Origin of the sequence: Rhodococcus zopfii NBRC 100606 = JCM 9919 (genome assembly GCF_001895025.1) — a bacterium.
Lineage (GTDB): Bacteria > Actinomycetota > Actinomycetes > Mycobacteriales > Mycobacteriaceae > Rhodococcus > Rhodococcus zopfii.
Genome location: NZ_BCXI01000027.1, coordinates 102,637 through 129,375, shown reverse-complemented (window position 1 = coordinate 129,375; position 26,739 = coordinate 102,637). Strand labels below are relative to the sequence as shown.

The window sequence follows — 26,739 nt, the reverse complement described above, 5'->3', positions numbered from 1 at the left end:
TTCTGCGTGATCAGGATTCGGTGTCGCAGGCGGTGGTCGTCGTGCACAGCGACCGGCACACGGGTGAGCAGCTCGTCGGTTACGTCGTGCCCGAGGCCGGGACGGTGATCGAGGTGTCGACGCTGGCGGCCGGGGTTGCGGCGGAGTTGCCGTCGTACATGGTGCCGTCCGCCTGGGTGGTGCTCGAGGCGTTGCCGTTGAACATCAACGGCAAGCTCGACCGCAAGGCCCTCCCGGCGCCGCAGGTGGTGCAGCGCGAGTTCCGTGCGCCGACGACCCCGGTCGAGCAGGCGGTGGCTGCGGTGTTCGCGGAGGTGCTCGGGGTCGAGCGGGTCGGGTTGGACGACGATTTCTTTGCGCTCGGTGGTAATTCGCTGGTGGCGACGCAGGTGACGGCGCGGTTGGGTGCCGCGTTGGATGCGCAGGTGCCGGTGCGGTCGGTGTTCGAGGCGTCGACGGTGGCGGGGTTGGCTGCGGCGGTGGAGTCGCATGCGGGTTCGGGTGCGCGGGTGGCGCTCGCGGCGCGTTCGCGTCCGGAGCGGGTGCCGTTGTCGTTGGCGCAGCAGCGGATGTGGTTCCTGAACCGGTTCGACACCGACTCCGCGGCCTACAACATCCCGATCCCGATGCGCCTGAGCGGGGAACTCGACGTCCCCGCCCTCGAAGCGGCGGTCCGCGACGTGATCGCCCGGCACGAGGTCCTGCGCACGTACTACCCCGAGGTCGACGGGGCCGGCGTGCAAGAAGTGCTTCCCGCCGGGTGGCTGCCGGAGGGCTTGGAACCGGTGGAGGTCGCCGACGAGGACGACCTGCGCGTTCGGGTCACCGAACTGCTCTCCGCGGGCTTCGACGTGACCGTGGCGCCGCCGGTCCGCGGCGCGCTGTTGCGGATCGACGAGCACGAGCACGTGCTCGCTCTCGTGGTTCATCACATCGCGGCCGACGGTGTGTCGACGGGACCGCTGGCACGGGACATCGTCGTGGCCTACACGGCCCGCGTCGGCGGGCAGTCTCCGGCCTGGGAACCGCTCGAGGTGCAGTACGCTGACTTCGCGCTGTGGCAGCGCGAGGTCCTCGGCGACGAGCACGACCCGGATTCGGTGATCGCGCGGCAGCTCGACTACTGGTCCGGCACCCTCGCCGGCACGCCTGACGTCCTGGACCTGCCCACCGACCGGCCCCGGCCCGTGGTGCGCTCCGGTGTCGGCGGAAGCGTCGATTTTGCGGTTCCGGCGGACGTCGTGGCCGGGATCAAGCGGGTGGCCGCGGAGCAGCGCACCACCCCGTTCATGGTCGTGCACGCGGCACTCGCGGTCCTGCTGGCGCGGCTGTCGGGAAGCGACGACATCACGATCGGCACCCCGGTCGCCGGTCGCGGTGAGGCCGCACTCGACGACCTGGTCGGTATGTTCGTCAATACGCTGGTGCTGCGGACCCCGATCGCGGCGGCGGCGTCGTTCCGCGAGTCGGTTTCGGCGACGTCCCGCGTCGACCTCGACGCGTTCGCGCACGCGGACGTCCCGTTCGAGCGGCTCGTGGACCGGATCAACCCGGTGCGGTCGCAGTCGTTCTCCCCGCTGTTCCAGGTCATGCTGGCGTTCCAGAACTACACCCAGTCGGTGGTCGAGCTTCCGGCGCTCTCGGTGTCGGCACTCGAATTCGACCGGCAGGCAGCGCAATACGACCTGTCGTTCACGCTCGTTGAGCCCGCGGGAGGCGACGGGTCCTATCTCGGCGCAATCGGTTACGCCGCAGATATTTTCGACGCCGCGACTGTGGCCGGTGTGGCCGGGCAGTTCGTGCGGGTGCTCACGGCGGCCGTCGCGGAGCCCGACGGTCCGGTCGGTGACATTCCCTTGGTCACGCAGGACGAGCGGCAGCGGCTGTCGGCGCTGTGGCGCGGCCCGTCCGTGCCGGACTCGTCCGGCGACCTGCTCCCGGACCTCTTCGTCGCCCAGTGGCGGCGCACCCCCGACGCCGTTGCGATTCGTGCCGGGGACCGGACCCTGACCTACGGCGATCTCGAGGCGCGGGTCTCGCGCCTCGCCCACCACCTGGTGGCGCTCGGTGTCGGTCCCGAGGTGCCGGTTGCGGTGGCGATCGGCAGATCCGTCGACATGGTGATCAGCATTCACGCCGTGCTGGCCGCGGGTGGCGCCTACGTGCCCGTCGATCCGGATCAGCCCGCCGATCGAATCGCCTACGTGCTCGACACCGCGGATGCCCTTCTGGTGCTGACTACTTCGGACGATCGCGTCGACACCGAGCGCACTGTCCTGTGCGTGGATTCTCTCGACCTGTCCGATCGGCCGAGCGATCCGGTACGCGACTCGGATCGGTATGGCCCGCTGCGTCCGGAGAACACCGCGTACGTGTTGTTCACGTCCGGCTCGACCGGTCGGCCGAAGGGCGTGGCGGTCTCGCACGGAGCGTTGTACAACCAGTTGCGCTGGATGCAGGACGAGTTCGCGCTCGACGGTACCGACGCGGTGCTCCTCAAGACCCCGGCCACATTCGACGCTTCGGTGTGGGAGCTGCTGCTCGCCCCGGCGGCCGGTGCGCAGATGGTGATCGCCGCTCGCGACGGTCACCGTGATCCTGCCTATCTGGCGTCGGTCATCGCCGACGAACGGATCACGGTCGCACAGTTCGTGCCGTCGGTTCTCGACCTCGTGGTCGATCAGGCGCAACCGGCGCAGACGCTGCGGCTTGTCTTCTCGGGTGGCGAAGCGCTGTCCGTCGGGACGGCGGACAGTGTTCGGCAGCTGTACGGTACCGACGTCTGCAATCTGTACGGGCCCACGGAAGTGACCATTCAGGCGACCAGCCGTCGTGGAAGCGCCGGGGTGGACGGGCCGTACGTCCCCATCGGCACGCCGGTCCGCAATACCGACGCCATGGTGCTCGATTCGCGGTTGAATCCGGTCCCGGTGGGCGTGGTCGGCGAGCTGTATCTGTCCGGTGCGCAGCTGGCCCGGGGTTACGCGGGTCAACCGCAGCTGACGGCGGAGCGATTCGTCGCCAGCCCCTTCGGTGTGGCCGGGCAGCGGATGTATCGCACCGGCGATCTGGTTCGGTGGATCAGATCCGGGGAGTTCGTCTATGTGAGCCGCAACGACGACCAGGTGAAGCTGCGTGGCCAGAGAATCGAACTCGGTGAGATCGAATCGGCGTTGCGCGGCCTCACATCCGTGGCCGCCGGTGCTGTCGCCGTCCGGTCCGACCGGCTGATCGCCTATGTGGTCGCCGCGGGCGAAGTGGACCCGGCAGAGGTGCGGTCGGCACTGAGCGAGTCGCTCCCGCGGTACATGGTTCCGGAGACCGTCGTGGTGCTGGACGAGCTTCCGCTCAACAACTCCGGCAAGCTCGACCGCCGCGCCCTGCCGGAGCCGGTCCTCGCCGCGCGCGAGTTCCGCGCCCCGACGACCGCGGTCGAGGAGATCGTCGCCGCCGTCTACGCCGAGGTCCTCGGTCACGATCGGGTCGGCCTCGACGACGACTTCTTCGCGATCGGCGGCAACTCGCTCGTCGCAACCCAGGTCGTCGCCCGGATCGGCAGCGAACTCGACACCCGGATCCCCCTGCGCGCACTGTTCGAGGCCCCGACGGTCGCTGCTCTCGCGGTGGTCGCCGAGCAGCACGCCGGTGCGGGCGGCCGGGTGCCGCTCGTGCCGCAGCCCCGTCCGGACCGGATTCCGTTGTCGCTGGCACAGTCCCGGATGTGGTTCCTCAACCGGTTCGATCCGGGATCGGCCGCATACAACGTGCCCGTTGCGATCCGCTTGACGGGTGAACTCGACGTGGCGGCGCTCGAAGCCGCCGTCAACGATGTGGTCGCCCGGCACGAGGTGCTGCGCACCGTGTATCCGGAGGTCGACGGCGCCGGCACGCAGGTGATCCTGCCCGCCGCGCAGGCCCGGATCGGCCTCGCCCCGGTCGAGGTGACCGAGACCGACGCGCTCGAGCGGGTGTTCGCCGCGGTGGGAACGGGATTCGACGTCACCGCCGGGGTGCCGGTGCGCGCGGAGTTGCTGCGGATCGCCCCGGACGAGCATGTGCTCGTGTTCGTGGCGCACCACATCGCCGCCGACGGCTTCTCGATGGGGCCGTTGACCAGGGACGTGATGGTGGCCTACGCGTCCCGTTCGCGTGGTGAGTATCCGTCCTGGGCGCCGTTGCCCGTGCAGTACGCGGATTACACGTTGTGGCAGCGGGAGGTGCTCGGTGCCGAGGACGATCCGCGGTCGCTGATCGCCGGTCAGCTCGGCTACTGGACCGAGGCCCTGGCCGGGGTGCCGGACCAGCTGGATCTTCCCGCCGACCGTCCCCGCCCGGCCGTCGCATCGAACGCCGGCCGCGACCACCGTTTCGAGATCGGCGCGGACGTGCAGGCCGGAATCGCCGACCTGGCGCGGCGCACCGGTGTGACTGCGTTCATGGTGGTGCACGCGGCGCTGGCGGCGGTGCTGGCGCGGCTGTCCGGCGGCGACGACATCGCGGTCGGAACACCGGTCGCGGGTCGCGGCGAGGCCGCACTCGACGACGTGGTGGGCATGTTCGTCAACACCCTGGTGCTGCGGACCCGAGTCGACGGAAGCGAGCCGTTCACGGAGCTGCTGTCGCGGGTCAAGGACACCGATCTCGGGGCGTTGGGGCATGCGGATGTGCCGTTCGAGCGTCTCGTGGAGGTGCTGGATCCGCCGCGCTCCCAGGCGCGGCACCCGCTGTTCCAGGTGATGCTCACGTTCGAGAACCTCGGACAGGCGAGCTTCGAGCTTCCGGGATTGACGGTCGCCGGTGTGCAGGCCGAGAACCGCACCGCCAAGTTCGACCTGCAGTTCGTCCTGTCGGACACGTTCACCGCGGACGGATCGCCCGCCGGGATCGCCGCCGGGGTCACCTATGCGACGGACCTGTTCGACGAGGCGACCGTGGCGTCGCTGGCGCAGCGGTTCACCCGGGTGCTCGCGGCGGTCGTCGCCGATCCGGGTCTGCAGGTCGGGGACATTCCGGTGATGGATGCGGCCGAGCGGACCTCGGTGCTCGCCACGTGGAACGACACCGCCCACGAGGTGGATTCGACCGCGACCCTGGTGGACCTGTTCGAGGCGCAGGTCGCGCGCACCCCGGACGCTCCGGCGGTCGTGTTCGGCGACGAGACCCTCACGTACCGGGAATTCGCATCGCGGGTGCACCGGCTGGCGCGGGTCCTGATCGCGTCCGGAGTCGGCCCCGACGCGCTCGTCGCCCTGACGATGCGCCGTTCGACCGAACTGCTCGTCGGCATGTACGCGGTGGTCGTGGCGGGTGGCGCGTACGTGCCGATCGATCCCGGCCAGCCGGCCGAACGCAACGACTACGTGCTGGAGACAGCGGATCCCGTTCTGGTGCTGTCCACGAGCAAAGACGTGATCGAGGCTCCGGGCCGGGACGTGGTGCTGATCGATCGGCTCGACGTTTCCGGGTACCCGGACGGTCCCGTCACCGATGCCGAACGTCTCGGTGCGGTGCTGCCGGACAACACGGCCTATGTGATTTTCACGTCCGGTTCGACCGGGCGGCCGAAGGGTGTGGCGGTCGCGCACGCCGCGATCGTCAACCGGTTGCTGTGGATGCAGGGACGATACGGTCTGACCGCCGGCGATGTGGTCGTGCAGAAGACGCCGTTCACATTCGACGTGTCGGTGTGGGAGTTCTTCTGGCCCTTGCAGGTCGGTGCCCGCCTCGTGGTCGCCGCGCCGGACGTGCACCGCGATCCGGCGGCGCTGGCCCGGCTGATCGCCGACGCGGGTGTCACGGTGGTGCATTTCGTGCCGTCGATGCTCGCCGCGTATGTCGCCGAGCCGAGTTCGGCGGCGGGCTCGGCGTTGCGGATGGTGTTCGCGTCCGGCGAGGCGCTGCCGGCGCCGGTCGCCGCGCGGATGCGGGAACTCGTGCCCGGTGTGGCCGTGCACAACCTGTACGGCCCGACCGAGGCCGCGGTGGACGTGACCTCCCACGAGATCACCGACGCGGACGTGGTGAGTGTGCCGATCGGTGCGCCCGTGTGGAACACGCGGGTGTATGTGCTCGACGGCCGGTTGCAGCCGGTCCCGGTGGGCGTCGCCGGCGAGCTGTACCTGTCGGGTGTGCAGGTGGCGCGTGGCTATGTGCGCCGCCCGGATCTCTCCGCGGAACGCTTCGTCGCCGACCCGTTCGCGACCGGGGCGAGCGAAGCGACGGGGAACGGCGCAACCGGGGCGAGCGAAGCGACGGGGAACGGCGTCGCCGGCACCCGCATGTACCGGACCGGTGACCTCGTGAAGTGGTCGGCTACCGGGGAACTGGACTACATCGGCCGCACCGATTTCCAGGTGAAGGTGCGCGGTCTGCGCATCGAACTCGGGGAGATCGAATCGGCGTTGACGGATGTTCCCGAGATCGGCCAGTCCGTCGTCGTGGTCCACGACGGGGAACTCGGCCAGCGGCTCGTCGCATACGTCGTGCCGGCCGACGGCGCGGATGTCGATGTGGCCGCGGTGAAGTCCGCGGTCGGGGCGCGGGTGCCCGCATACATGGTTCCCGATGTGGTGACCGTGCTCGAGGAGTTCCCGCTCAGCGCCAACGGCAAGCTCGACCGCAAGGCCCTGCCCGCACCGGCGTTCGAGACCCGGGAGTTCCGCGCCCCGGCCACCCCGGTCGAGGAGATCGTCGCGGGAGTGTTCACGGACGTTCTTGGTGTCGGTCGGGTCGGGGCCGACGACGATTTCTTCGAGCTCGGCGGCAACTCGCTCGTCGCGACGCAGGTCGCGGCGCGGCTCGGAGCGGCCCTCGACACCGAGGTACCCGTCCGCGTCCTGTTCGAGGATTCGACGGTGACGGCGCTTGCTGCCCGGGTCGAATCCCGCGCCGGCTCGGGACGGCGCGCGCCGCTCCAACCGCAGCCCCGCCCGGACCGGATCCCGCTGTCCCTGGCGCAATCCCGCATGTGGTTCCTCAACCGGTTCGACACCTCCTCCGCCGTCAACAACATCCCCGTGGCGGTGCGACTGTCCGGCGAACTCGACGTGGCCGCGCTGCGCGCAGCCGTCGCCGACGTGGTGGCCCGGCACGAGGTGCTGCGCACCGTCTACCCGGAGGTCGACGGCGGCGGGCACCAGGTGGTCCTGCCCGCCGGTGACGCCGCGGTCGACCTGGACGTGCGGGCCGTCACCGCGGACTCGGCGTTCGCGGTGGTCACCGAGATCGTCGAGTCCGGATTCGACGTCACCGCACAGGTTCCCGTGCGTGCCGCGCTGCTGCAGCTCGGCGACGACGAACACGTCCTCGTCTTCTCGATCCATCACATCGCCGCCGACGGCTTCTCGATGGCGCCGCTGACCCGGGACGTGATGGTCGCGTATGCCGCTCGCTCGCGCGGCGAGGCCCCCGCGTGGGCGCCACTTCCGGTGCAGTACGCCGACTTCACGCTGTGGCAGCGCGAGGTGCTCGGCGCCGAGTCCGATCCGCAGTCGCTGATCGCCCGGCAGCTCGGCTACTGGACGGACCGGCTCGCGGGAATCCCCGACCAGCTGGACCTCCCGAGCGACCGGCCGCGACCCGCGGTGGCCACGAACCGGGGTGCGGCGTACACGTTCACGCTCCCGGCTCGGCTCCAGGACGCGATCGGCGCGCTCGCACGTGACCGCCAGGCGACGCCGTTCATGGTCGTGCACGCGGCCCTCGCGTCCCTGCTGGCGCGGCTGTCCGGCACCGGCGACATCGCGATCGGCGCGCCCATCGCGGGCCGGGGCGAGGCGGCGCTGGACGATCTCGTCGGCATGTTCGTCAACACGCTGGTACTGCGCACCGACGTCGCGGCCGCCGAGCCGTTCGGTGAACTGCTCGGGCGGGTCAGGTCCGCCGACCTCGGCGCGTTCGCGCACGCCGACGTCCCGTTCGAGCGCCTCGTCGAGGTCCTCGACCCGGCACGTTCGCAGGGTCGGCATCCGCTGTTCCAGGTGGCGTTGTTCTTCCAGAACATGAACCGCACCGCGCTCGAACTCGGGGGACTGTCCGTCGCACCGATCGAGACCGAGACCCACCTCGTCAAGTTCGACCTGCAGGTCGCGGTCGCCGAGATGTTCGACGACGCCGGTGCATCGGCCGGTGCCGCGGTGGAACTGCAGTACGCCACCGACCTGTTCGACGAGTCGACGATCGTCGCGTTCGCGGACCGCTTCGTGCGGATCCTCGAAGCGGTGACCGCCGACCCGGCGACCGTCGTCGGTGACCTGGCGGTCCTCGCCCCGGACGAACGCGCCGAGATCATCGACGCGCGCAACCGCACGCAGCACCCCACCGTCGACACCCTGCTGCTCGACGGCTTCGACCGGCAGGTGCGCCGGACACCCGACGCGACCGCTGTGGTGTACGAGGGTGATGCGCTGACCTACGCAGAATTCGATGCTCGTGTCGCGGCGCTCGCGCGGCACCTCATCGCGATCGGTGTGGGCCCGGAATCGCGGGTCGCGCTCGCGATGCGGCGGTCGCTCGACCTGGTCGTCGGCATGTACGCCGTGCTCCGCGCGGGCGGTGCCTACGTGCCCGTGGACCCCGACCATCCGGCCGATCGCATCGACTACATCCTCGAAGCGGCGGACCCGGTCGCCGTGCTCAGCACCCAACGGGACGGCTTCACCGCCGCGACCGGCCGGACCGTGCTGTTCCTCGACACCCTGGACCTGTCCGGTGTCGCCACCGGCCCGATCGAGGACGCCGAACGGCTCGGGTCCGTGCATCCGGGAAACACCGCGTACGTGATCTTCACGTCCGGTTCCACCGGCAAACCCAAGGGCGTCGCGGTGCCGCACGGCGCGATCGTCAACCAGACGGAATGGATGCAGGGGGAGTACCGGCTCACCGAGGCCGACGTGTACCTCCAGAAGACCGCGACGACATTCGACGTGTCGCTGTGGGGCTTCTTCCTGCCGCTGCGGGTCGGGGCCACCCTCGTCGTCGCGACCCCGGACGGTCACCGTGACCCGCTGTACCTGGCGGAGCGGATCCGTTCGGCGGGGGTCACGGTCACCGACTTCGTTCCGTCGATGCTGTCGGTGTTCGTCTCCGCGGTGGCGCCGAGCGATGTCGCGACTCTTCGCGACGTGTTCGTCATCGGTGAGGCACTGCCCGCGGCGACCGCCGAGGCGTTCGCGCGGATCAGCGACGCCGGGCTGCACAATCTGTACGGCCCGACCGAGGCAGCCGTTTCGATCACCTACCGGCAGGCCGCGCCGGGCGACGTCGGCTCGGTGCCGATCGGTGTGCCGCAGTGGAATTCGAAGGTCTACGTCCTCGACTCCCGCCTGAATCCGGTTCCCGACGGTGTACCCGGCGAGCTGTATCTCGCCGGTGTCCAGTTGGCGCGCGGCTACCACGGCCGGGTCGATCTGACGAGTGATCGGTTCGTGGCCGACAGGTTCGAGACGGGCGGGCGGATGTACCGCACCGGCGACCTCGTGTACTGGCAGGACGGTGAACTCGTTTACATCGGGCGCACCGACTTCCAGGTCAAGTTCCGCGGTCAGCGCATCGAGCTCGGCGAGATCGAGGCAGCGCTGCTCGCCGACGACGCGCTCATCTCCGCCGCGGTGCTCGTCGTCGACACCGCCACCGGTGAACAGCTCGTCGCGTACGTGGTGCCCGGAGCGCCGGAGTCGTTCGATCTCGAGCGGGCCCGCGAGGCGCTGACGCGGAAGCTGCCGACCTACATGATGCCGTCGGCGTTCGTCGTGCTCGACGAGTTCCCGCTCAACCCGTCGGGCAAGCTCGACCGCAAGGCGCTGCCCGCTCCGGTGTTCGAGGCGCGGGAGTTCCGGGCGCCGTCCACGCCGGTCGAGGAGATCGTCGCCGGAGTGTTCGCGGAGGTTCTCGGCCTCGGCGCGATCGGCGTCGACGACGACTTCTTCGAACTCGGCGGCAACTCGCTCGTCGCGACGCAGGTCGTGGCGAGGCTCGGAGCGGCCCTCGACACGGTGGTGCCGGTGCGTGCGCTCTTCGAGGCGACGACCGTCGAAGCGCTCGCGGCGCGTCTCGAGTCGCACACCGGCGGACCGGGCCGTGCTCCGCTGGTACCTCGGTCCCGCCCGGACCGGATCCCGTTGTCGGCGGCGCAGTCCCGTATGTGGTTCCTCAACCGCTTCGATCCGGGATCGGCCGCATACAACATCCCGATCGCGATCCGCATGTCCGGTGTGCTCGATGTGCCCGCGTTGCAGCTCGCCGTCGACGACGTGGTCGCCCGGCACGAGGTGCTGCGCACCGTCTACCCCGAGGTCGACGGCACCGGGGTGCAGGACGTGCTGCCTCCGGAACACGCCCGCCTGGTGCTCGATGTCGAGAACGTTTCGGAGGCCGGCATTCTCGCGCGGGTAGCCGAGCTGATCTCGACCGGGTTCGACGTCACGGCGGCGGTTCCGGTCCGCGCGGCTCTGCTGCGGATCGGGGCGGACGACCACGTGTTCGTGTTCGTCGCCCATCACATCGCCGCGGACGGTTTCTCGATCGCCCCGCTGACCCGTGACGTCGTCGCGGCGTACGCGGCGCGGTCGCAGGGCGGCACCCCGACCTGGGCGCCGCTGCCGGTGCAGTACGCGGACTACACGCTGTGGCAGCGGGACGTGCTCGGCGACGAGACGGATCCGCAGTCGCTGCTCGCCCGGCAACTCGGGTACTGGACCGAGGCCCTCTCCGGTGTGCCCGACGAGGTGACGTTGCCGACCGACCGGCCGCGTCCCGTCGCGCTGTCGCATCGCGGCGCCACGCACCGGTTCACCGTGCCCGCCGACGTGCGGGCGGGTATCGACCGGCTGGCCGCGGAGCGGGGGTCGACGCCGTTCATGGTGGTGCACGCGGCGCTGGCACTGCTGCTGGCACGGTTGTCCGGCAGTGACGACGTCACCGTCGGTGCTCCCGTGGCCGGCCGCGGCGAGGCCGCGCTCGACGATCTTGTCGGCATGTTCGTCAACACGCTCGTGCTGCGCACCCCCGTGGTCGCCGACGAGACGTTCGCGGACCTGCTCGCACGCGCCAGGAAGACGGATCTCGGGGCGTTCGGGAACGCCGACGTGCCGTTCGAGCGACTCGTCGAAGCGCTCGACGTCGAACGATCCACGTCGCGAAACCCGCTGTTCCAGGTGGCGCTGGTGTTCCAGAATCAGCCGGTCGCGGCGTTCGATCTCGGTGGGCTGCGGCTTGCCGCCGTCGAATTCGACGACGGGGTGTCGCGGTTCGACCTGCAGGTGACCGTCACCGGGACCGGTGCCGGCGGACAGTACGGCGTCGATCTGACCTACGCGACCGACCTGTTCGACGAGGCGACGGTGGTGGCATTCGCCGAGCGGTTCGGCCGGGTGCTCGCCGCCGTCACCGCCGATCCCGCGATCGTCGTCGGGGACGTCGAGGTCCTCGCCGCCTCCGAACGCGCGGCCCTCGTCGGCACCGCACGCGCCGGAACCGTCGTGACCCGCGCGCCGCGCGGCCGGGCGTGGACGTCGACGTTGCCCGCGTTGATCGCCGAAGCGGTCGCGAAGAACCCGGACGGGGTCGCAGTGACCTTCGGCGACCGGGCGCTGACCTACCGCGAACTGGACGAGCAGTCCTCGCGGCTGGCCCGCCTGCTGCTCGGCCGGGGGATCGGTGCGTCCGACCTCGTGGCGATCGCCGTGCCGCGGTCGATCGAGTCGGTGCTCGCCGTCTGGGCGGTCGCGAAGACCGGCGCCGGTTTCGTTCCGGTCGACGTCAAGTACCCGGCCGATCGCGTCGCGCACATGATCGACGACTCCGGAGTCGTTCTGGGACTGACACTGTCGGCACACGTCGACGGTCTCTCCGACGGCGTGGACTGGCTGGTCCTCGACGACGAGGATGTCCGTTCGCGGTGCGCCGGCAAGTCCGGTGCGCCGGTCACCTACCGGGATCTGCCGGCGCCGATCAGGTCGTCGCAGGTCGCGTATGTGATCTACACGTCCGGTTCGACGGGCCGCCCGAAGGGCGTGAGCGTCACCCATGCGGGTCTGCACAACTTCTGCGTCGAGCAGTACGAGAGGTACGCGCCGACGGAGCGGTCGCGCGTCCTGCACGTGGCATCGCCGAGTTTCGACGCGTCCGTGCTCGAGCTGCTGCTGGTGCTCGGCGCCGCCGCGACGATGGTGATCTCGCCGCCGGACGTGTTCGGCGGAAGCGCGCTCGAGGAGCTGATCCGGCGCGAATCGGTGACGCACGCGTTCATCACCCCGACGGTGCTGGCGTCGATGGACCCGGCAGGTCTGGATTCGTTGCAGCACCTCGTCGCCGGTGGTGAGGCGGTCTCGGCGGACATCGTGGAGAAGTGGTCGCCCGGCCGGTCGTTGTACAACGGCTACGGACCCACGGAGACGACGATCATGTCGAACATCTCCGATCCGATGGTTCCCGGTGCGCCGGTCACGATCGGTGGTCCGATCCGGGGAATGCGGGAGCTGGTGCTGGACGGCCGGTTGCGGCCCGTGCCCGCGGGTGTGCCCGGCGAGTTGTACATCGCCGGTGTGCAACTCGCCCGCGGATACCACGAGCGCAGGGGTCTGACCGCGGAGCGATTCGTCGCGGATCCGTTCGGTGTTCCCGGTGACCGCATGTACCGCACGGGCGATGTCGTGACGTGGACGGCGGACGGCGAGATCGCCTACATCGGGCGAAGCGACTTCCAGGTCAAGATCCGTGGTCTGCGCATCGAACTCGGGGAGATCGACGCGGCGCTGTCCGCGCATCCCGACGTCGATGTCGCCGCGACGCTTGCGGTCGAGGCCGGTGGATCCGCTTCGGCGCAGCTCGTCGGATATGTGCTGCCGGTCGCGGGAGCGGAGATCGATCCGGCCGAACTCAAGGAGTTCGTGGCGAGAAGTGTTCCGTCGCACATGATTCCGTCGGCGATCGTGGTACTCGACGAGCTGCCGCTGACGCCTGTCGGGAAGCTGGATCGCCGGGCGCTCCCGGCGCCGGTGTTCGAGACCCGGGAATTCCGCGCACCCGTCACGCCGATCGAGCTCGCGGTCGCGGCGGTGTTCGCCGAGATCCTCGGCACCGAACGCGTCGGACTCGACGACGACTTCTTCGAGCTCGGCGGGCATTCGCTGCTGGTGATCAAGGTGATCAACCGGCTGCGGGACCTGACCGGACTCGAGGTCGGGGTCCAGGAGTTGTTCGACCACCCGCAGGTCGAGGATCTCGCGCGGTCGATCGACCCGCAGAGCAGCGGCTCGGACGTCGCGAGCTTCGCGGAACACGTGCGCCTCGCCGCCGACATCACGGCCGAGGGGACGCAGCCGCCGCGCGTCGAACCGGAGGTCGTGCTGCTGACCGGCGCGACCGGCTTCCTCGGTTCGCACCTGGTGCGGGAGCTGCTCGATCGCACCGACGCCGAGGTGTGGTGCCTGGTCCGGGCCGAATCGCCCGACCACGGCCGGACCCGCATCGAGGAATCGATGCGCCGCTTCGGATCCTGGCCGGACACCGGGACGGACCGCATCGTCGCGGTGCCGGGTGACCTCGGCCGGGATCGGCTCGGGCTGAGCGAGGAGCGGTTCGCCGACCTCGCCGAGCGGGTCGACGCCATCGTGCACAACGGCGCCCGCGTCAACCACATCGAGACATACAGCCGGCTGCATCGGCCGAACGTGCTCGCGACGGAAGAGCTGCTGCGGCTCGCCTCGACCGTCCGGCTCAAGCCGCTGCACTTCGTGTCCACCGGCTCGGTGCTCACGGACGAGGCGGCGCTCGCGGCGGGGCGGCCGTACGTCGCAGGCGAGGACGATCTGCTCGAGGCCGAGCGGGTCGGCGGTTCCGGATACGTGCAGTCGAAGTGGGTCGGTGAGGCCGTGGTCCGGCTCGCCGGCGAACGGGGCGTCCCGGTGTCGATCTACCGGCCCGGCCTGATCACCGGCGACGTGGTGACCGGAGCGTGCGGCTCCGACGACGCCTTCTGGAACATGGTGCGCGCCATCGTCGCACTGCAGAAGATCCCGGACATCGCGACCGGCACGGTGCCGATGGTTCCGGTCAACTACGTCGCCCGGGCCCTGGTGCAGCTCGCCACCGATCCCGAGACGTGGGGCGGGACCTACCATCTCGTGCCGCAGCGACGGGTACCGATGGCCGAGCTCGAAACACAGCTGCGCGCACACGGATTCGACCTGCAGACGGTGACGGTGCCCGAGTTCGGCGAGGCGTTGTTCACCACGGCGGAGAAACTGTCCGCGGCCGGTGACGACAGTCTGATGCGGGCGATGCTCGTGTCCGGCCAGTTCGCGACCGGTCTCGCCGAGATCGAGACGTTCTCGGACGAGAAGACGCGCGCACACCTGGACGGAACCGGTGTGGACTGCCCGGTCGTGGACGCGGAAGTGCTCCGCCGCTACGTGGACTACTACACCCGGACCGGGTTCTTCCGCCGGCTCGACGGGTAGTACCGGCAACGGCCGGACCGGAACGGGTGTTCCGGTCCGGCCGTTGTGGTTCCGGGCGGTGGATCAGACGCCGAGCGCACCGGCCAGCACCGGCCAGGAATTCTCGAGGTCGTCACGCCAGTAACCCCACGAATGCGTGCCGGTGTCCCGGAAGACGACGGTCGCGGGGATGTTCAGTTCGCCGAGCCGCCGCGCCATGTTGTGGGTGCAGCCGTTCGTCGCGGCCTCGATGATCCCGCCGACGACGACCTGGTTCGCGAGTGTTCCGACGTCCCCGTCGATGTCGGGTCCGTCGAGCGTGTCGTACCGGCCGGGCAGGCCGCTGCCGTTCGACAGGTACAGGGCGAGACCGCGCAGTTTCTCGGCATTGACGTAGGGGTCGTTCTCCACCCAGGCCGGATCGGTCGGCGGGCCCCACATGTTCTCGGTGTTTCCGCCACCCCACGTTTCGACCGCGAGATTCACGTACGCCTGCCCGACCGGGTCCGACGTCTGCGCGCACCCGCTGTACGCGGCGACCCCGCGGTACAGTCCCGGCTTCGCGATCGGAAGCTGCAGGACCGAGGTACCCGAGGACGACAGGCCGGCAATCGCGTTGACGCCGTTGGTGCCGAGGCCGGCGTCGATCAGCGGAGGCAGTTCCTCGGTCAGGAAAGTCGTCCACTTGTTGACGCCGAGCACCGGATCGGGCCGCTGCCAGTCGGTGTAATAGCTCCATTTCCCGGCCATCGGGGTGACGACATTGACGTTCTTGTCGGCCAGGAAGGACGCGGCGTCGGTGCGGGCGCTCCACGTGGCGCCGTCCTCACCACCGCCGGCGCCGTTGAGCAGATACAGCGTGGGGCGGGGGACACCGGTGTCCTCCGGTCGGAGTATTTCCAGCGGGATCTCCCGGTCCATCGCCCCGGAATACGCGTACAGAACGAGCGACTGCTCATCGCGTACCTCGATCCGGGTGATGTGCGATCCGTTCGCCGACACCGGTGACGCAAGCGGTTCGGCGCGATCGAGAACCGGGTCGGCGGCCGCGGTCCCCAGGGCCGGAAACACCGCAGCGAGCAGGGCGGATACCACCAAGAGCGCTGTACGCGCTGCCGTTCGGGTCATGCGTCGCGGACCTGCCTGTCGTGGCGATCGACGTGCCGACCGCCGGGGCTGTTCGGTTGATCATCGCCGTGAACCGTGTTTCCGTTTCACCCCGATCGTCGTTCCTCGCGGGGAGATAGGTAACCGGAGAATTGAACTTCTTTACGGTATCGTCACCGTTGGCGTACGGTGTGATCCGCACCGATGGGGGGTTCGTGCTGTCGCCGCCATCGTTGAACCGGCCGCTGTGGTGGCCGCTTACAGGAGGAGTTCTCAGATGCGTCGTGCACTGACTGTTCTGCTCGGCAGCGCCGCCGCTGCCGGGATCGCTTTCGGCGCCGCCGGTGCCGCTCAGGCGGAGCCGATCGTGCCGCAGGCGCCGATCCCGTTCATCGGCCTGACCCCGGACCAGCTCGCGGACGCCGTCACCCCGCCGAACTGCCCCCCGGGCAACGTGTTCGCAGTGGTCGGCGGTCAGTGCTTCGCGATCGGCTGATACGCGACAACAGATCGCACCAGTCGACGATGGGATCCCTTCGGGGGTCCCATCGTCGCATCTACGAGGGCGCTGCTCCGCGGTGACCCGACACCCAGGAACAGTAATGGAGAAGGTGGGAAGCGAGCGCATGCGCCGAAACACGAACCGTACGGTGGTAGCCGTCGCGAGGTCCCTTGCCGTGGTGCTGGCCGCGGCCGCACTGCCGGTGGCCGCGGGCGCGACCACCGCGGGCGCCGATCCGGTCCTCGACACCGGGAACGTTCTGTCCTCGGTCGAGTCGCCCAACGGTTCGAAGATCACCAAGACCGAGGTGTACGACGAACACTCGATCATCATCTGGGTCTACTCGGCGTCGATGGGACGTGAGATCCCGGTCGACGTGTGGCGTCCGGCCGACACGAGCGAACCGCGTCCCACCCTGTACCTGCTCAACGGCGCCGGCGGCGGCGAGGACGCGGGCACGTGGCGCCTGCAGACCGATGCGATCGACTTCCTGACCGACAAGAACATCAACGTCGTATCGCCGCTGGCCGGCCGGTTCAGCTACTACACCGACTGGTACTCACCGGATCCGGCGCTCGGCAACAACAAGTGGACGACGTTCATCACCGAGGAACTGCCGCCCATCGTCGACGCCGCGCTCGGCACCAACGGCGTCAATGCCATCGCCGGCCTGTCGTCGTCCGGCACTTCGGTGTTCTCCCTCGCGACCGCGAAGCCGGGCCTGTTCGGCGGTGTCGCCGCGTACAGCGGCTGCGCGCAGACGTCGGACCCCATCGGCAAGCAGTTCGTCAAGGTGACGGTCGAGACGTGGGGTGGCGGCGACATCCAGAACATGTGGGGGTCGGACGACGACCCGGCGTGGGAGGCGAACGACCCCTACCTGCACGCGGAGAAGCTGCGCGGCCTGGAGTTGTACGTCTCGAACGGCACCGGCCTGCCCGGCCGGTACGACAACGGTGACGGGCCGGGTATGAACGGCGATGCCGGCAACGTGGCGAACCAGGTCATCGTCGGTGGCGTGATCGAAGCCGCCACCAACTACTGCACGCACAACCTGCAGAATCGGCTGGACGAGCTCGGCATCCCGGCGACCTTCAAGTTCCGCGAGGACGGCACCCACTCGTGGGGCTACTGGGAGGACGAGCTCAAGGAGTCGTGGCCGGTGCTGGCCCGCGCGCTCGACATCGACGAGAGCTGATCCGCCAGCGAACCGCGGCGGCTGCGACGGAAGACCTCGGGGCCGGTGACGAACGATTCGTCACCGGCCCCGCGGTCGTTTCTGCCGGGGGTTTCAGGCCCGCCACACGAGCCGGCGCGGCTTGAGCCGGTCGAGCGTGGTCCACAGCCGGTAGCGCCTGCCGGGGATGCTCACGACCCGGCCCTTCTCCGCGTCCTCGAGCGCCGTCCGCGCGACCTCCGCGGTGTCGAGCCACAGCTGCTTCGGAACGCCGGACACGTCCTGCCCGCCTCGGGGATGGAACTCGGTGTCCATGAAGCCGGGGCACAGCGCGACCATGCGCACGCCGTCGGTGGCGACCTTGTGGGCGAGACCCTCCGAGAACTTGACGACCCATGCCTTGCTCGCGCTGTACGTCGACGCCGGGCCCGTGAACAAACCCGAAACACTCGCCACGTTGACGATCGTGCCGCGGCCCGCTGCCCGCATCGGCGGCAGCGCGGCGTGCGTCAACTCGAGCACCGCCGTGACGTTGACACCGAGCTGCCCGCGCAACAGATCGAGGTCCGCGTCCCAGAACTCACCGTTGGTGAGGAAACCGGCATTGTTGACGAGGACGTCGACACCTTTCGCGAGCCGTTCGGAGACCGCGTCCCGCCCGGCCTCCGACGCGAGATCCGCGGCGATGATCTCGGCGCGAATACCGTATGTGCCCGCGAGTTCGTCCGCCAGCGCGTGCAGCCGTGCCTCGTCGCGGGCCACCAGGACCAGATCGTGCCCCCGCTCGGCGAGCAATCGGGCGAATGCGGTGCCGAGGCCGGAGGTCGGGCCGGTGACCAGCGCGACCGGGCGTGTCGATGGGAGTGGCGTGGCTGCGGAATCAGTCATGAGGTCACGGTAGTGGACCTCGGTCAGCTGTGGGCGGCGGCGTGGCGGTAACCGCGGACAGCCGGATACAGGAACACCACGATCATCCCGAGCGACCACGCGCACGTGAGCAGCAGCGGCTGGAGGACGGGACCGCCGAGCGACAGACCTTTCATCGTGTCGATCGCGCAGGAGAGCGGCTGGTACTGCACGACCGGCTGCAGCCACGTCGGATAGGCCATCACCGGAACGAACCCCGAATTGAAGAACATGAGCAGCGTGGCGACGATCGACACGGTCTCCACGAGCGGGGAATCGCCGGACATCACGGCCAGCGCGGTGACCATCACCGCGAAGCCCATCCCGAACAGAATCGGGATCAGCAGCATGACGACACCGGCGAGCGGTCCCTGGAGGAACCGGAAGCCCAGGGCTGTTCCGACCACCACGATGAGCACGGTCGTGGCGAAGATCCGCACCGCCTCGGCCATCATGCGGCCGAGCAGACCCGACGCACGGTGGACGGGCATCGCCCAGAACCTGCTGAGCAGGCCCTTCTTACGTTCTTCCCGCAACCCCACGGCGCTGACGACCGATCCGAACATCGCACCGATCAGCGCGATCAACGGGACGTTGCCGTAGATCGCGGGTTGCCCGGTCGCCGAGGCGATCGAATCGCCCAGCACGAGTCGGAACATCACGAGGGTCAGTGCCGGATACAGCAGCGCCTGGATCATGGTGGCCGGGTCGCGGGACCAGCGTCGCAGCAGTCGGGTGAACTGCATCAGGCTGTGGTCGACGAGCGCGCGCGCCGATCCTTCCGGATGCGCCGCGTCGGGCTCCGGGAAATCGAACATCCGGTCGGCGTCGAAGGCGCCCTGTGGGAGATCCCGGTCGGTGTTCGTGCTCATCCGCGCCTCACACTCGCCCAGATCGCGAGCGGTGCGCACACAACGAGCAGGCCGGCGCACCACAGTGCCGCCGGCAGCAGCACGGACGCGGTGATGCCGCCTTCCGCCATGTCACGCATCGCGAAGGAGAACTGGGAGATCGGCTGGTTGCGGACGAACGGACGGATCCACTCGGGGAAGCCTTCCTCCGGAACGAACCCGCAGGACAGCATGCCCAGGATCAGTTGGGGCAGGGCCAGCGCCTGCGCGGTCGCCTCGGGACTCTTCGACAACGATCCGATCGCGTCGGCTCCCAGGGAGAGGGTGATGCCGATGAGCAGACCGAACCCGCAGAACGCCGCAGCCTGCCAGAAACCGGCGCTGAATCGGAACCCGATGGCGTACCCGAAGACCACCGCGGCGGCCAGCGCCACCGCCGACCGGACGAAACTGCTGGTCATGCGGGAGACGAGCGGGACCGGAGCCGACACCGGCATCGTCTTGAGCCGGGTGGTGAAACCGTTCGCGGTCTCGGAGGCGGCGGTTTGCGACGCGGAGATCGCGGTGAATGCCATCGCCTGCAACACGATGATCGGCATGAGGAACTGCGCGTAGTCGACGCCCCGGATCTGCATGACGAACTTCAACGGCAGATAGAAGCCGATCGTGAAGACCAGGGGCGCGATCACCGCGATGAGCAGATCACCCTCGCGGACCATCGACCGGATCGACCGGCCCGACAGGGCGCGCCACTGGTGGAACCCCGACGGTTCGGGCCGGCGGTGCACACCGACGTTCTTCTCGGGAAGCGACAGCGTGGCATCGCGTCGGAGGCTGCCCTGTGCGGTCACGCTCTTCGCGGTCGCCGTCACGTGGCCACCTCCTCCGCGGAGGCGTCCGCAGCCGGAGACGTGGAGTGGCCGGTCAGGGTGAGGAACACGTCGTCGAGCGACGGCCGGCGCAGTCCGATGTCCGCGAGCGGAATCTCCTCGGAGTCGAGCCGGCGCAGTGCCTCGGCCAACGTCGCTGCGCCGCCCGGCGCGGGAATCGAGACGCGGTCGACGCTCGGGTGCTGGGCGATCTCGGCGCGTACCTCGTCGGGCACCAGGTCGCCGAGCGCGTGCACCACCCACCGAACGGCCGCCGGGTCGGCGGGCACGATCTCGCAGAAGCTGCCCCCGGTGCGGGCCTTGAGTTCGTCGGCGGTGCCCTCCGCGACGACGGTTCCCTTGTCGATGACGATGATGTTGTCGCTGAGGAGATCGGCCTCTTCGAGATACTGCGTGGTCAGCAGCACCGTGATGCCCTGGTTCTTCAGTGCCGCGACGAGCGACCACACGCCCTGACGGCTCCGTGGATCCAGGCCGGTCGTCGGTTCGTCGAGAAACACCACCTCGGGGCGCACGACGAGTCCGCACGCGATGTCCACACGCCGTCGCATGCCGCCCGAATAGTGGCGGACCGCGCGGCTACCGGCCTCGACGAGATCGAACTCCTCCAGGAGTGCATCGGCCCGGGTCTTCGCCGTCGACCGGTCGAGCCCCATCAGACGCCCGAACAGGATCAGGTTCTCGCGGCCGGTCAGCGCCTCGTCGAGCGCGGCGTACTGACCCGTCATCATGATCGAGCGCCGGACATCGGGCGCATTGGTCACCACGTCGTAGCCGGCGATATGCGCGCGGCCGCTCGTGGGCCGGAGCAGCGTCGCCAGGATCTTGACGGTCGTCGTTTTCCCGGCCCCGTTCGGTCCGAGGATTCCCAGGACACTACCCGGGGTCGCGGAAAAGGTGATCCCGCTGAGCGCGTGCACCTCGCCGAACGACTTGTGGACGTCTTCCACCAGTACCGCGTAGTCCTGATATCCCAGCATCACGCTCCGCTCGAATCGATTGTCGGGAAGGTCTGTACTCCCTTGTCGTTCTTTGCGGGGGCCGCCGATCGACGACCGCCGAGGTGTGCTGACATGCTACCCGGACGGGGTGTCCCCGACGTGTCCGATCAGTTCCAAACGCCCACTTCGTCGAGGTGGCGGACCAGTCTCCGGGCTCCGTCCGTGAAGTGCCGGCGGGTCACCTCACCGGCGGTGTCGGAATCCCCGCGGGCCAGTGCCTCGATCAGATCGGAATGACTCTGCACCGCGGCCCCGCCCCAGTCGGGATCGGAGGAATAGAAGCTCGCCGGTGTGTAACGGGTGGCGTTGAGCAGGAACCACGAGAGTTTGCGCGCGTCGGCCGCCCGGTTCAGCGTGCGGTGGAACACGAACTCGATGTCCTCGATACGTGCGCCCTCGCTCGCGCGCACGGCCTCACGCAACTGCTCGTTGAGTTCGGTGAGTTCGGCGACCGTCTCGGGTGTGATCGACTGCGCGGCACGCCGGGCGAGTTCCTCGGCGATCTGCCCCTGCAGCCAGAACAGGTCGTCGATGTCGCCGCGACTCAGCGGCGCGACGACGTACCCGCGGTGCGGGACCAGCTCGACCAGCCCCTCCCCCCTCAGAGTCAGCAACGCCTCACGCACGGGGGTGACGCTCACACCGAGTTCCGCGGCGGTCTCGTCGAGCCGGATGAACTCGCCGGGCCGCACGCCGCCGGACATGATGCGATTGCGCACGTGAACAGCGACGTCGTCGGACAGCTGAGGACGTCGGCGCAGCGCGCGGGACCCGACGGGACGCGGCTGGGCGGACGATGTCATGGGCACTCCTCGGGTCCGGGGGCTCGGCGGGGGACCGGATCCGGTCGGTGCAGTATCCCACTCCGGCGTTCTTCCGGGGCCTGCACGACGGGGTTGTTCCGTCTATTCTCGTCCCGTGACTGCGACCATCAACCGTCGGCGGTTTCTGGGGGGAGCTGCGGCGGGCGTCGCAGTGTGGGGTATGTCCCGGGTGCCTGGCGGCGCCGCGACCCCCGCCCGTCGACTGCCCGACCCGGCCTCTGTCTCGGAGACCGACCCGGCGCTGATGAGCGCGATCTCGGCCGCGGCGTTGCTGCACGCGGGGAACCTGCATCCGCGCGAGCTGCTCGACGCGTGCATCGCGCGCAGCCGAGCGTTCGACGGCGAGATCGGCGCATGGATCCGGATGTATCCGGAGGTCGCGTATGCGGCGGCGGATGCGGCCGCCGACCGGCTCCGACGCGCGGGCCGCGACGGTGTCCCGGAATCGCCGCTGTGCGGATTGCCGATCGCACTGAAGGACATCTTCGCGGTGTCGGGGCTGCCGCTGACCGCGTCGAGCCGGGTGCTCGAGGGCAATATCGCGGCGGGGGATTCCGGTGTCTGGAGCAGACTGCGCGATGCCGGGGCCGTTCTCCTCGGTCACGTGCACACCGACGAGTTCGCGATCGGAGTCGCGACCCCGCAGGTCGGCAACCCGTGGAACACCGATTTCTCGCCCGGCGGCTCGTCGGGCGGCAGTGCCGCCGCGCTCGCTGCGCGGTTCGTTCCGCTGTCGGTCGGCAGTGATACCGGTGGCTCGGTGCGACTGCCCGCGAGCGCGTGCGGCATCAGTTCGATCAAACCGTCGTTCGGCCGGGTCACCACGTCCGGGATGATCCCGCTGACCCCGACCCGTGACCACGTCGGCGTGCTCGGTCGCAGTGTCGCCGATGCTGCGCTGCTGCTGGAGGTGGTGGCGGGGGAGGACGCGTCGGATCCCGCGACCCTGCTCGGCCCGCCGCTCGCCGGGGAGGGGTTCGCCACGGCGGTGCGCGGCGGTGCGGACCCGCTGGGTGGGGTGCGGCTCGGTGTGCCGGACGCGGCCGTCGCGAAGCTCCCCGCGCCGCTGCGTTCGCTCTTCGACGGGCTGCTCGACACGGCCCGCACTCTCGGAGCCGAGATCGTGTCCGTGGTCGCTCCGGCCGAACCGGCGTCGATGGCCACCGGCGACATGGTCGAGATCGGGACCTACCATCGGCAGTTCTCGGACCGGCTTCACCTCTACCGCCCCGAGCGGCTGCCCGCGCTGGCGGCGGCCGCGGCGGGGCTGGCAGTCCCGGCGGCCGAGTACTTCGGCCTCGAACGCGACCGCCTCCGATTCCAGTACGACTACAACCGGATGTTCGTGGACCACGACCTCGACGCGGTGGTCTATCCGGGAACGTTCGTCGACGGCGCGCGCCGGGACGAATTCCTCGAGTACACCGTGTCCGCAGGTGTGCAGGGCGATGTGATGTGGGCGAACTACGCAGGCGCGCCGGTGGTTTCGCTTCCGGTCGGCCGCTCGTCCGCGACCGGGATCCCGTTCGGTGTGCAGATCGGTGCCCGGGCCTGGCAGGACCGGGAGGTCGTCGCCCTCGCGGTCGAGCTGCAGGACGCGTTGCCGGCTTGGCGGGACGTGCCGCCGCTGGCGGCGGCCCCACGAGAGATCCCCGCGGTCTCGGTCGTCGCGCCCGGACCCGGACCGGATCCGACGAACACGCGCGACGCGCGCGCGGCGATCCTTCCCGCGATCACGACCGCCACCGGCCCGAGTTGACGGCCCGGAGGTGCGTCGGGTGTCCCGAGTTGAGTTTGCGGGGGCGGTCCTGCATACTGGTCGGGTTGCCTTGACCGGGTCATGGTTTTTTTGCGGCTCGGAACGGGTTGAAGTGACAGTCGCGGATCGAGCCTGACGGCCTGGTCGCGGCCACATGCAAGACGGAAGCAGTACCCCTGTGCGCCCGTATGGGTGCATCCGGTTGGTTCCTCCGGCATCGAGCTCCAAGGCCGGGGAATGAGCGGAGAGGCGACACGCCCGACCGCGTGGACCGGAGAACTATTGACAGATGAACAGCGGCAGCGGATCGGGTGCGCCCGGTATCGCATCGTGTCAGTGCTGTTCTCGGTCGCCGTTCCGGTGGGGCTGTGCAGACGAGGTGGCTCCCGACTCGTTCGGGTGCCACGAAACGCGGCAAGAAAAGGACACTAAGCGTGGCGGGACAGAAGATCCGCATCAGGCTCAAGGCCTATGACCACGAGGCGATCGACGCGTCTGCGCGCAAGATCGTCGAGACGGTGACCCGTACGGGTGCCCGCGTGGTCGGCCCGGTGCCGTTGCCCACCGAAAAGAACGTGTACTGCGTCATCCGCTCGCCGCACAAGTACAAGGACTCGCGCGAGCACTTCGAGATGCGTACTCACAAGCGGCTGATCGACATCCTCGACCCGACGCCGAAGACGGTCGACGCGCTCATGCGTATCGACCTCCCGGCCAGCGTCGACGTCAACATTCAGTGAGCTCGTAGAAGACGCAGCGGAGATAACACATGACTAACCAGATCAAGGGAATCCTGGGCACCAAGCTCGGCATGACCCAGGTCTTCGACGAGAACAACCGGGTCGTCCCGGTCACCGTCGTCAAGGCCGGACCGAACGTGGTCACGCAGATCCGCACCGAGGAGCGCGACGGCTACAACGCCGTGCAGCTCGCCTTCGGCGCCATCGACCCGCGCAAGGTGAACAAGCCGGTCTCCGGCCAATTCGCCAAGGCCGGCGTGACCCCCCGCCGCCATCTCGTCGAGCTTCGTGTCGAGGACACCTCGGCCTACGAGATCGGCCAGGAGCTCACCGCAGAGGTCTTCGAGGACGGCGCCTACGTCGACGTCACCGGCACCTCCAAGGGCAAGGGCTTCGCGGGCACCATGAAGCGCCACGGCTTCGCCGGCCAGGGTGCATCGCACGGTGCGCAGGCCGTGCACCGTCGTCCTGGTTCCATCGGTGGCTGCGCCACCCCGGGCCGCGTGTTCAAGGGCACGCGCATGTCCGGCCGGATGGGTAGCGACCGCGTCACGACGCAGAACCTCTCGGTCCACAAGGTGGACGCCGAGAACGGTCTGCTGCTGATCAAGGGTGCGATCCCGGGCCGCAAGGGCGGCGTCGTGATCGTCAAGACCGCAGTGAAGGGTGGTGCACGGGCATGACCAGCACCGAGACCGCAACCAAGCTGACGCTGGACGTCAAGGCGCCGGGTGGCAAGGCCAACGGCACCGTGGATCTCCCCGCGGAGATCTTCGACGCTCCCGCGAACATCGCGCTGCTGCACCAGGTCGTCGTGGCGCAGCTCGCCGCGGCTCGCCAGGGCACGCACTCCACCAAGACCCGCGGCGAGGTCCGCGGTGGTGGCAAGAAGCCGTACCGGCAGAAGGGCACCGGCCGCGCCCGTCAGGGCTCGACCCGCGCGCCTCAGTTCGCCGGCGGTGGCGTCGTCCACGGCCCGCAGCCGCGCGACTACAGCCAGCGCACCCCGAAGAAGATGAAGGCCGCCGCCCTGCGCGGTGCCCTCTCCGACCGGGCGCGCAACGAGCGCATCCACGTGATCACCGAGCTCGTCGCCGGGCAGACCCCGTCGACCAAGGGCGCACGCAGCTTCCTCGCGGAGCTGACCGATCGCAAGAACCTGCTCCTCGTCGTCGGCCGTGAGGATCTCGCGGCGTGGAAGAGCGTGCAGAACCTGCAGAACGTGCACCCGATCGCGCCGGATCAGCTGAACACGTACGACGTGCTCTACAGCGACGACGTCGTTTTCAGCGTCGAGGCGCTCAACACGTTCATCCACGGGCCGGCCGAGTCCGTGCAGCTCGCGAAGGAGGAGAGCAAGTGAGCACGATCGCCGATCCGCGCGACATCCTGCTGGCTCCGGTCATCTCCGAGAAGTCCTACGGGCTGATGGAGGACGGCACCTACACCTTCCTGGTGCACCCGGACTCGAACAAGACGCAGATCAAGATTGCCGTCGAGAAGGTCTTCGGCGTCAAGGTGACCAGCGTCAACACCGCCAACCGTCAGGGCAAGCGCAAGCGGACCCGCTCCGGTTACGGCAAGCGCAAGGACACCAAGCGCGCGCTCGTGACCCTCGCCGCCGACAGCAAGCCCATCGAGATCTTCGGAGGCCCGGTCGCGTAAGCGATCGGAACTCGAGAGATAGAGGACGAGAAGACTCATGGCAATTCGTAAGTACAAGCCGACTACCCCGGGTCGGCGCGGCGCGAGTGTCTCGGACTTCGCCGAGATCACTCGGTCGACGCCCGAGAAGTCGCTGGTTCGCCCGCTGCACGGTCGCGGTGGTCGTAACGCGCACGGTCGCATCACCACCCGTCACAAGGGTGGCGGACACAAGCGCGCCTACCGCCTGATCGATTTCCGCCGCAACGACAAGGACGGCATCCCGGCCAAGGTCGCTCACATCGAGTACGACCCCAACCGCACCGCCCGGATCGCGCTGCTCCACTACGTGGACGGCGAGAAGCGCTACATCATCGCCCCCAAGGGCCTGGTGCAGGGCGCTCCGATCGAGTCCGGCCCGACCGCGGACATCAAGCCCGGCAACAACCTGCCGCTGCGCAACATCCCGACCGGTACCACCATCCACGCGGTGGAGCTGCGTCCGGGTGGCGGCGCCAAGATGGCCCGTTCCGCCGGCGCGAGCATCCAGCTCCTCGGCAAGGAAGGCACCTACGCCACGCTGCGTATGCCGTCCGGTGAGATCCGTCGCGTCGACGTGCGCTGCCGCGCCACCGTCGGCGAGGTCGGCAACGCCGAGCAGTCGAATATCAACTGGGGCAAGGCCGGCCGTATGCGCTGGAAGGGCAAGCGCCCGACCGTCCGCGGTGTCGTGATGAACCCGGTCGACCACCCGCACGGCGGTGGTGAGGGCAAGACCTCGGGTGGTCGCCACCCGGTCAGCCCGTGGGGCAAGCCCGAGGGCCGCACCCGCAAGAACAAGGCGTCCGACAAGCTCATCGTCCGTCGTCGCCGTACCGGCAAGAAGCGCTAGTCAAGGAG

The 26,739-nt window shown here is 69.2% G+C and carries 15 protein-coding genes; 9 read left to right on the top strand and 6 right to left on the bottom strand.

The genetic code is table 11. The annotated features are described in order from the left end of the window. Positions 1-14,459 (top strand): non-ribosomal peptide synthetase (locus RZ1_RS17445; RefSeq protein WP_139281880.1); only part of this gene is annotated, 14,459 nt, incomplete at its 5' end. A gap of 63 nt (positions 14,460-14,522) precedes the next feature. Here the strand turns inward: RZ1_RS17445 and RZ1_RS17440 are convergent. After that, positions 14,523-15,566: an alpha/beta hydrolase gene (locus RZ1_RS17440; RefSeq protein WP_072813748.1), complete on the bottom strand. Its 1,044-nt coding sequence runs from the start codon at positions 15,564-15,566 to the stop codon at positions 14,523-14,525. Positions 15,567-15,822: 256 nt separating this feature from the next. Between RZ1_RS17440 and RZ1_RS17435 the strand changes: the two genes are divergently transcribed. Further along, the gene (locus RZ1_RS17435; protein WP_072813747.1) at positions 15,823-16,041 is read left to right on the top strand and encodes a hypothetical protein; all 219 of its coding nucleotides are present in this window, start codon (positions 15,823-15,825) and stop codon (positions 16,039-16,041) included. Positions 16,042-16,171: 130 nt separating this feature from the next. Next, positions 16,172-17,245 carry an alpha/beta hydrolase gene (locus RZ1_RS17430; RefSeq protein ID WP_072813769.1) on the top strand — a complete coding sequence of 358 codons (1,074 nt, stop codon included), beginning with the start codon at positions 16,172-16,174 and terminating at the stop codon, positions 17,243-17,245. Between the two features lie 93 nt (positions 17,246-17,338). Here RZ1_RS17430 and RZ1_RS17425 read toward each other — a convergent pair whose 3' ends face one another. The 5 genes from RZ1_RS17425 to RZ1_RS17405 form a co-directional block, all read right to left on the bottom strand. Beyond that, a complete protein-coding gene (locus RZ1_RS17425; protein ID WP_072813746.1) occupies positions 17,339-18,112 on the bottom strand; it encodes an SDR family NAD(P)-dependent oxidoreductase in 774 nt (257 codons plus the stop codon). A gap of 23 nt (positions 18,113-18,135) precedes the next feature. Then, positions 18,136-19,002, bottom strand: a complete 867-nt coding sequence (locus RZ1_RS17420) for an ABC transporter permease (protein ID WP_072813745.1) — start codon at positions 19,000-19,002, stop codon at positions 18,136-18,138. Then, positions 18,999-19,853 carry an ABC transporter permease gene (locus RZ1_RS17415; RefSeq protein ID WP_072813744.1) on the bottom strand — a complete coding sequence of 285 codons (855 nt, stop codon included), beginning with the start codon at positions 19,851-19,853 and terminating at the stop codon, positions 18,999-19,001. The genes RZ1_RS17420 and RZ1_RS17415 overlap by 4 nt, the downstream gene beginning before the upstream one ends. Continuing rightward, positions 19,850-20,851 (bottom strand): ATP-binding cassette domain-containing protein, encoded by a 1,002-nt coding sequence (locus tag RZ1_RS17410; protein ID WP_072813743.1) that lies wholly within the window; start codon positions 20,849-20,851, stop codon positions 19,850-19,852. The genes RZ1_RS17415 and RZ1_RS17410 overlap by 4 nt, the downstream gene beginning before the upstream one ends. Positions 20,852-20,979: 128 nt before the next feature. Further along, complete coding sequence (locus RZ1_RS17405) at positions 20,980-21,675, bottom strand: GntR family transcriptional regulator (protein ID WP_072813742.1); 696 nt, start codon at positions 21,673-21,675, stop codon at positions 20,980-20,982. A 115-nt stretch (positions 21,676-21,790) separates the two neighbouring features. Here RZ1_RS17405 and RZ1_RS17400 point away from each other — a divergent pair, with 115 nt between their 5' ends. From RZ1_RS17400 to rplB, 6 genes are all read left to right on the top strand, one after another. Further along, positions 21,791-23,455, top strand: coding sequence for an amidase (locus RZ1_RS17400; protein WP_072813741.1), 1,665 nt, complete (start codon positions 21,791-21,793; stop codon positions 23,453-23,455). Positions 23,456-23,889: 434 nt separating this feature from the next. Next, positions 23,890-24,195: a 30S ribosomal protein S10 gene (gene rpsJ / locus RZ1_RS17395; RefSeq protein WP_003938093.1), complete on the top strand. Its 306-nt coding sequence runs from the start codon at positions 23,890-23,892 to the stop codon at positions 24,193-24,195. Between the two features lie 29 nt (positions 24,196-24,224). After that, positions 24,225-24,878: a 50S ribosomal protein L3 gene (rplC, locus tag RZ1_RS17390; protein WP_072813740.1), complete on the top strand. Its 654-nt coding sequence runs from the start codon at positions 24,225-24,227 to the stop codon at positions 24,876-24,878. Next, on the top strand, positions 24,875-25,558 hold the full coding sequence (gene rplD / locus RZ1_RS17385; protein WP_072813739.1) for a 50S ribosomal protein L4: 684 nt from the start codon (positions 24,875-24,877) through the stop codon (positions 25,556-25,558). Before rplC ends, rplD begins: the two co-directional genes overlap by 4 nt. Continuing rightward, complete coding sequence (gene rplW / locus RZ1_RS17380; protein ID WP_072813738.1) at positions 25,555-25,860, top strand: 50S ribosomal protein L23; 306 nt, start codon at positions 25,555-25,557, stop codon at positions 25,858-25,860. Before rplD ends, rplW begins: the two co-directional genes overlap by 4 nt. A 37-nt stretch (positions 25,861-25,897) precedes the next feature. Further along, on the top strand, positions 25,898-26,731 hold the full coding sequence (gene rplB, locus RZ1_RS17375) for a 50S ribosomal protein L2 (RefSeq protein ID WP_072813737.1): 834 nt from the start codon (positions 25,898-25,900) through the stop codon (positions 26,729-26,731). Positions 26,732-26,739: the final 8 nt, after the last annotated feature.

Bases quoted from the DNA above. Each gene is read 5' to 3' on its own strand.
- RZ1_RS17440 (WP_072813748.1), bottom strand. From the start codon at position 15,566: ATGACCCGAACGGCAGCGCGTACAGCGCTCTTGGTGGTATCCGCCCTG.
- RZ1_RS17410 (WP_072813743.1), bottom strand. From the start codon at position 20,851: ATGCTGGGATATCAGGACTACGCGGTACTGGTGGAAGACGTCCACAAG.
- RZ1_RS17430 (WP_072813769.1), top strand. From the start codon at position 16,172: ATGCGCCGAAACACGAACCGTACGGTGGTAGCCGTCGCGAGGTCCCTT.
- rplD (WP_072813739.1), top strand. From the start codon at position 24,875: ATGACCAGCACCGAGACCGCAACCAAGCTGACGCTGGACGTCAAGGCG.
- RZ1_RS17425 (WP_072813746.1), bottom strand. From the start codon at position 18,112: ATGACTGATTCCGCAGCCACGCCACTCCCATCGACACGCCCGGTCGCG.
- RZ1_RS17420 (WP_072813745.1), bottom strand. From the start codon at position 19,002: ATGAGCACGAACACCGACCGGGATCTCCCACAGGGCGCCTTCGACGCC.
- RZ1_RS17435 (WP_072813747.1), top strand. From the start codon at position 15,823: ATGCGTCGTGCACTGACTGTTCTGCTCGGCAGCGCCGCCGCTGCCGGG.
- RZ1_RS17405 (WP_072813742.1), bottom strand. From the start codon at position 21,675: ATGACATCGTCCGCCCAGCCGCGTCCCGTCGGGTCCCGCGCGCTGCGC.
- rplB (WP_072813737.1), top strand. From the start codon at position 25,898: ATGGCAATTCGTAAGTACAAGCCGACTACCCCGGGTCGGCGCGGCGCG.
- rplC (WP_072813740.1), top strand. From the start codon at position 24,225: ATGACTAACCAGATCAAGGGAATCCTGGGCACCAAGCTCGGCATGACC.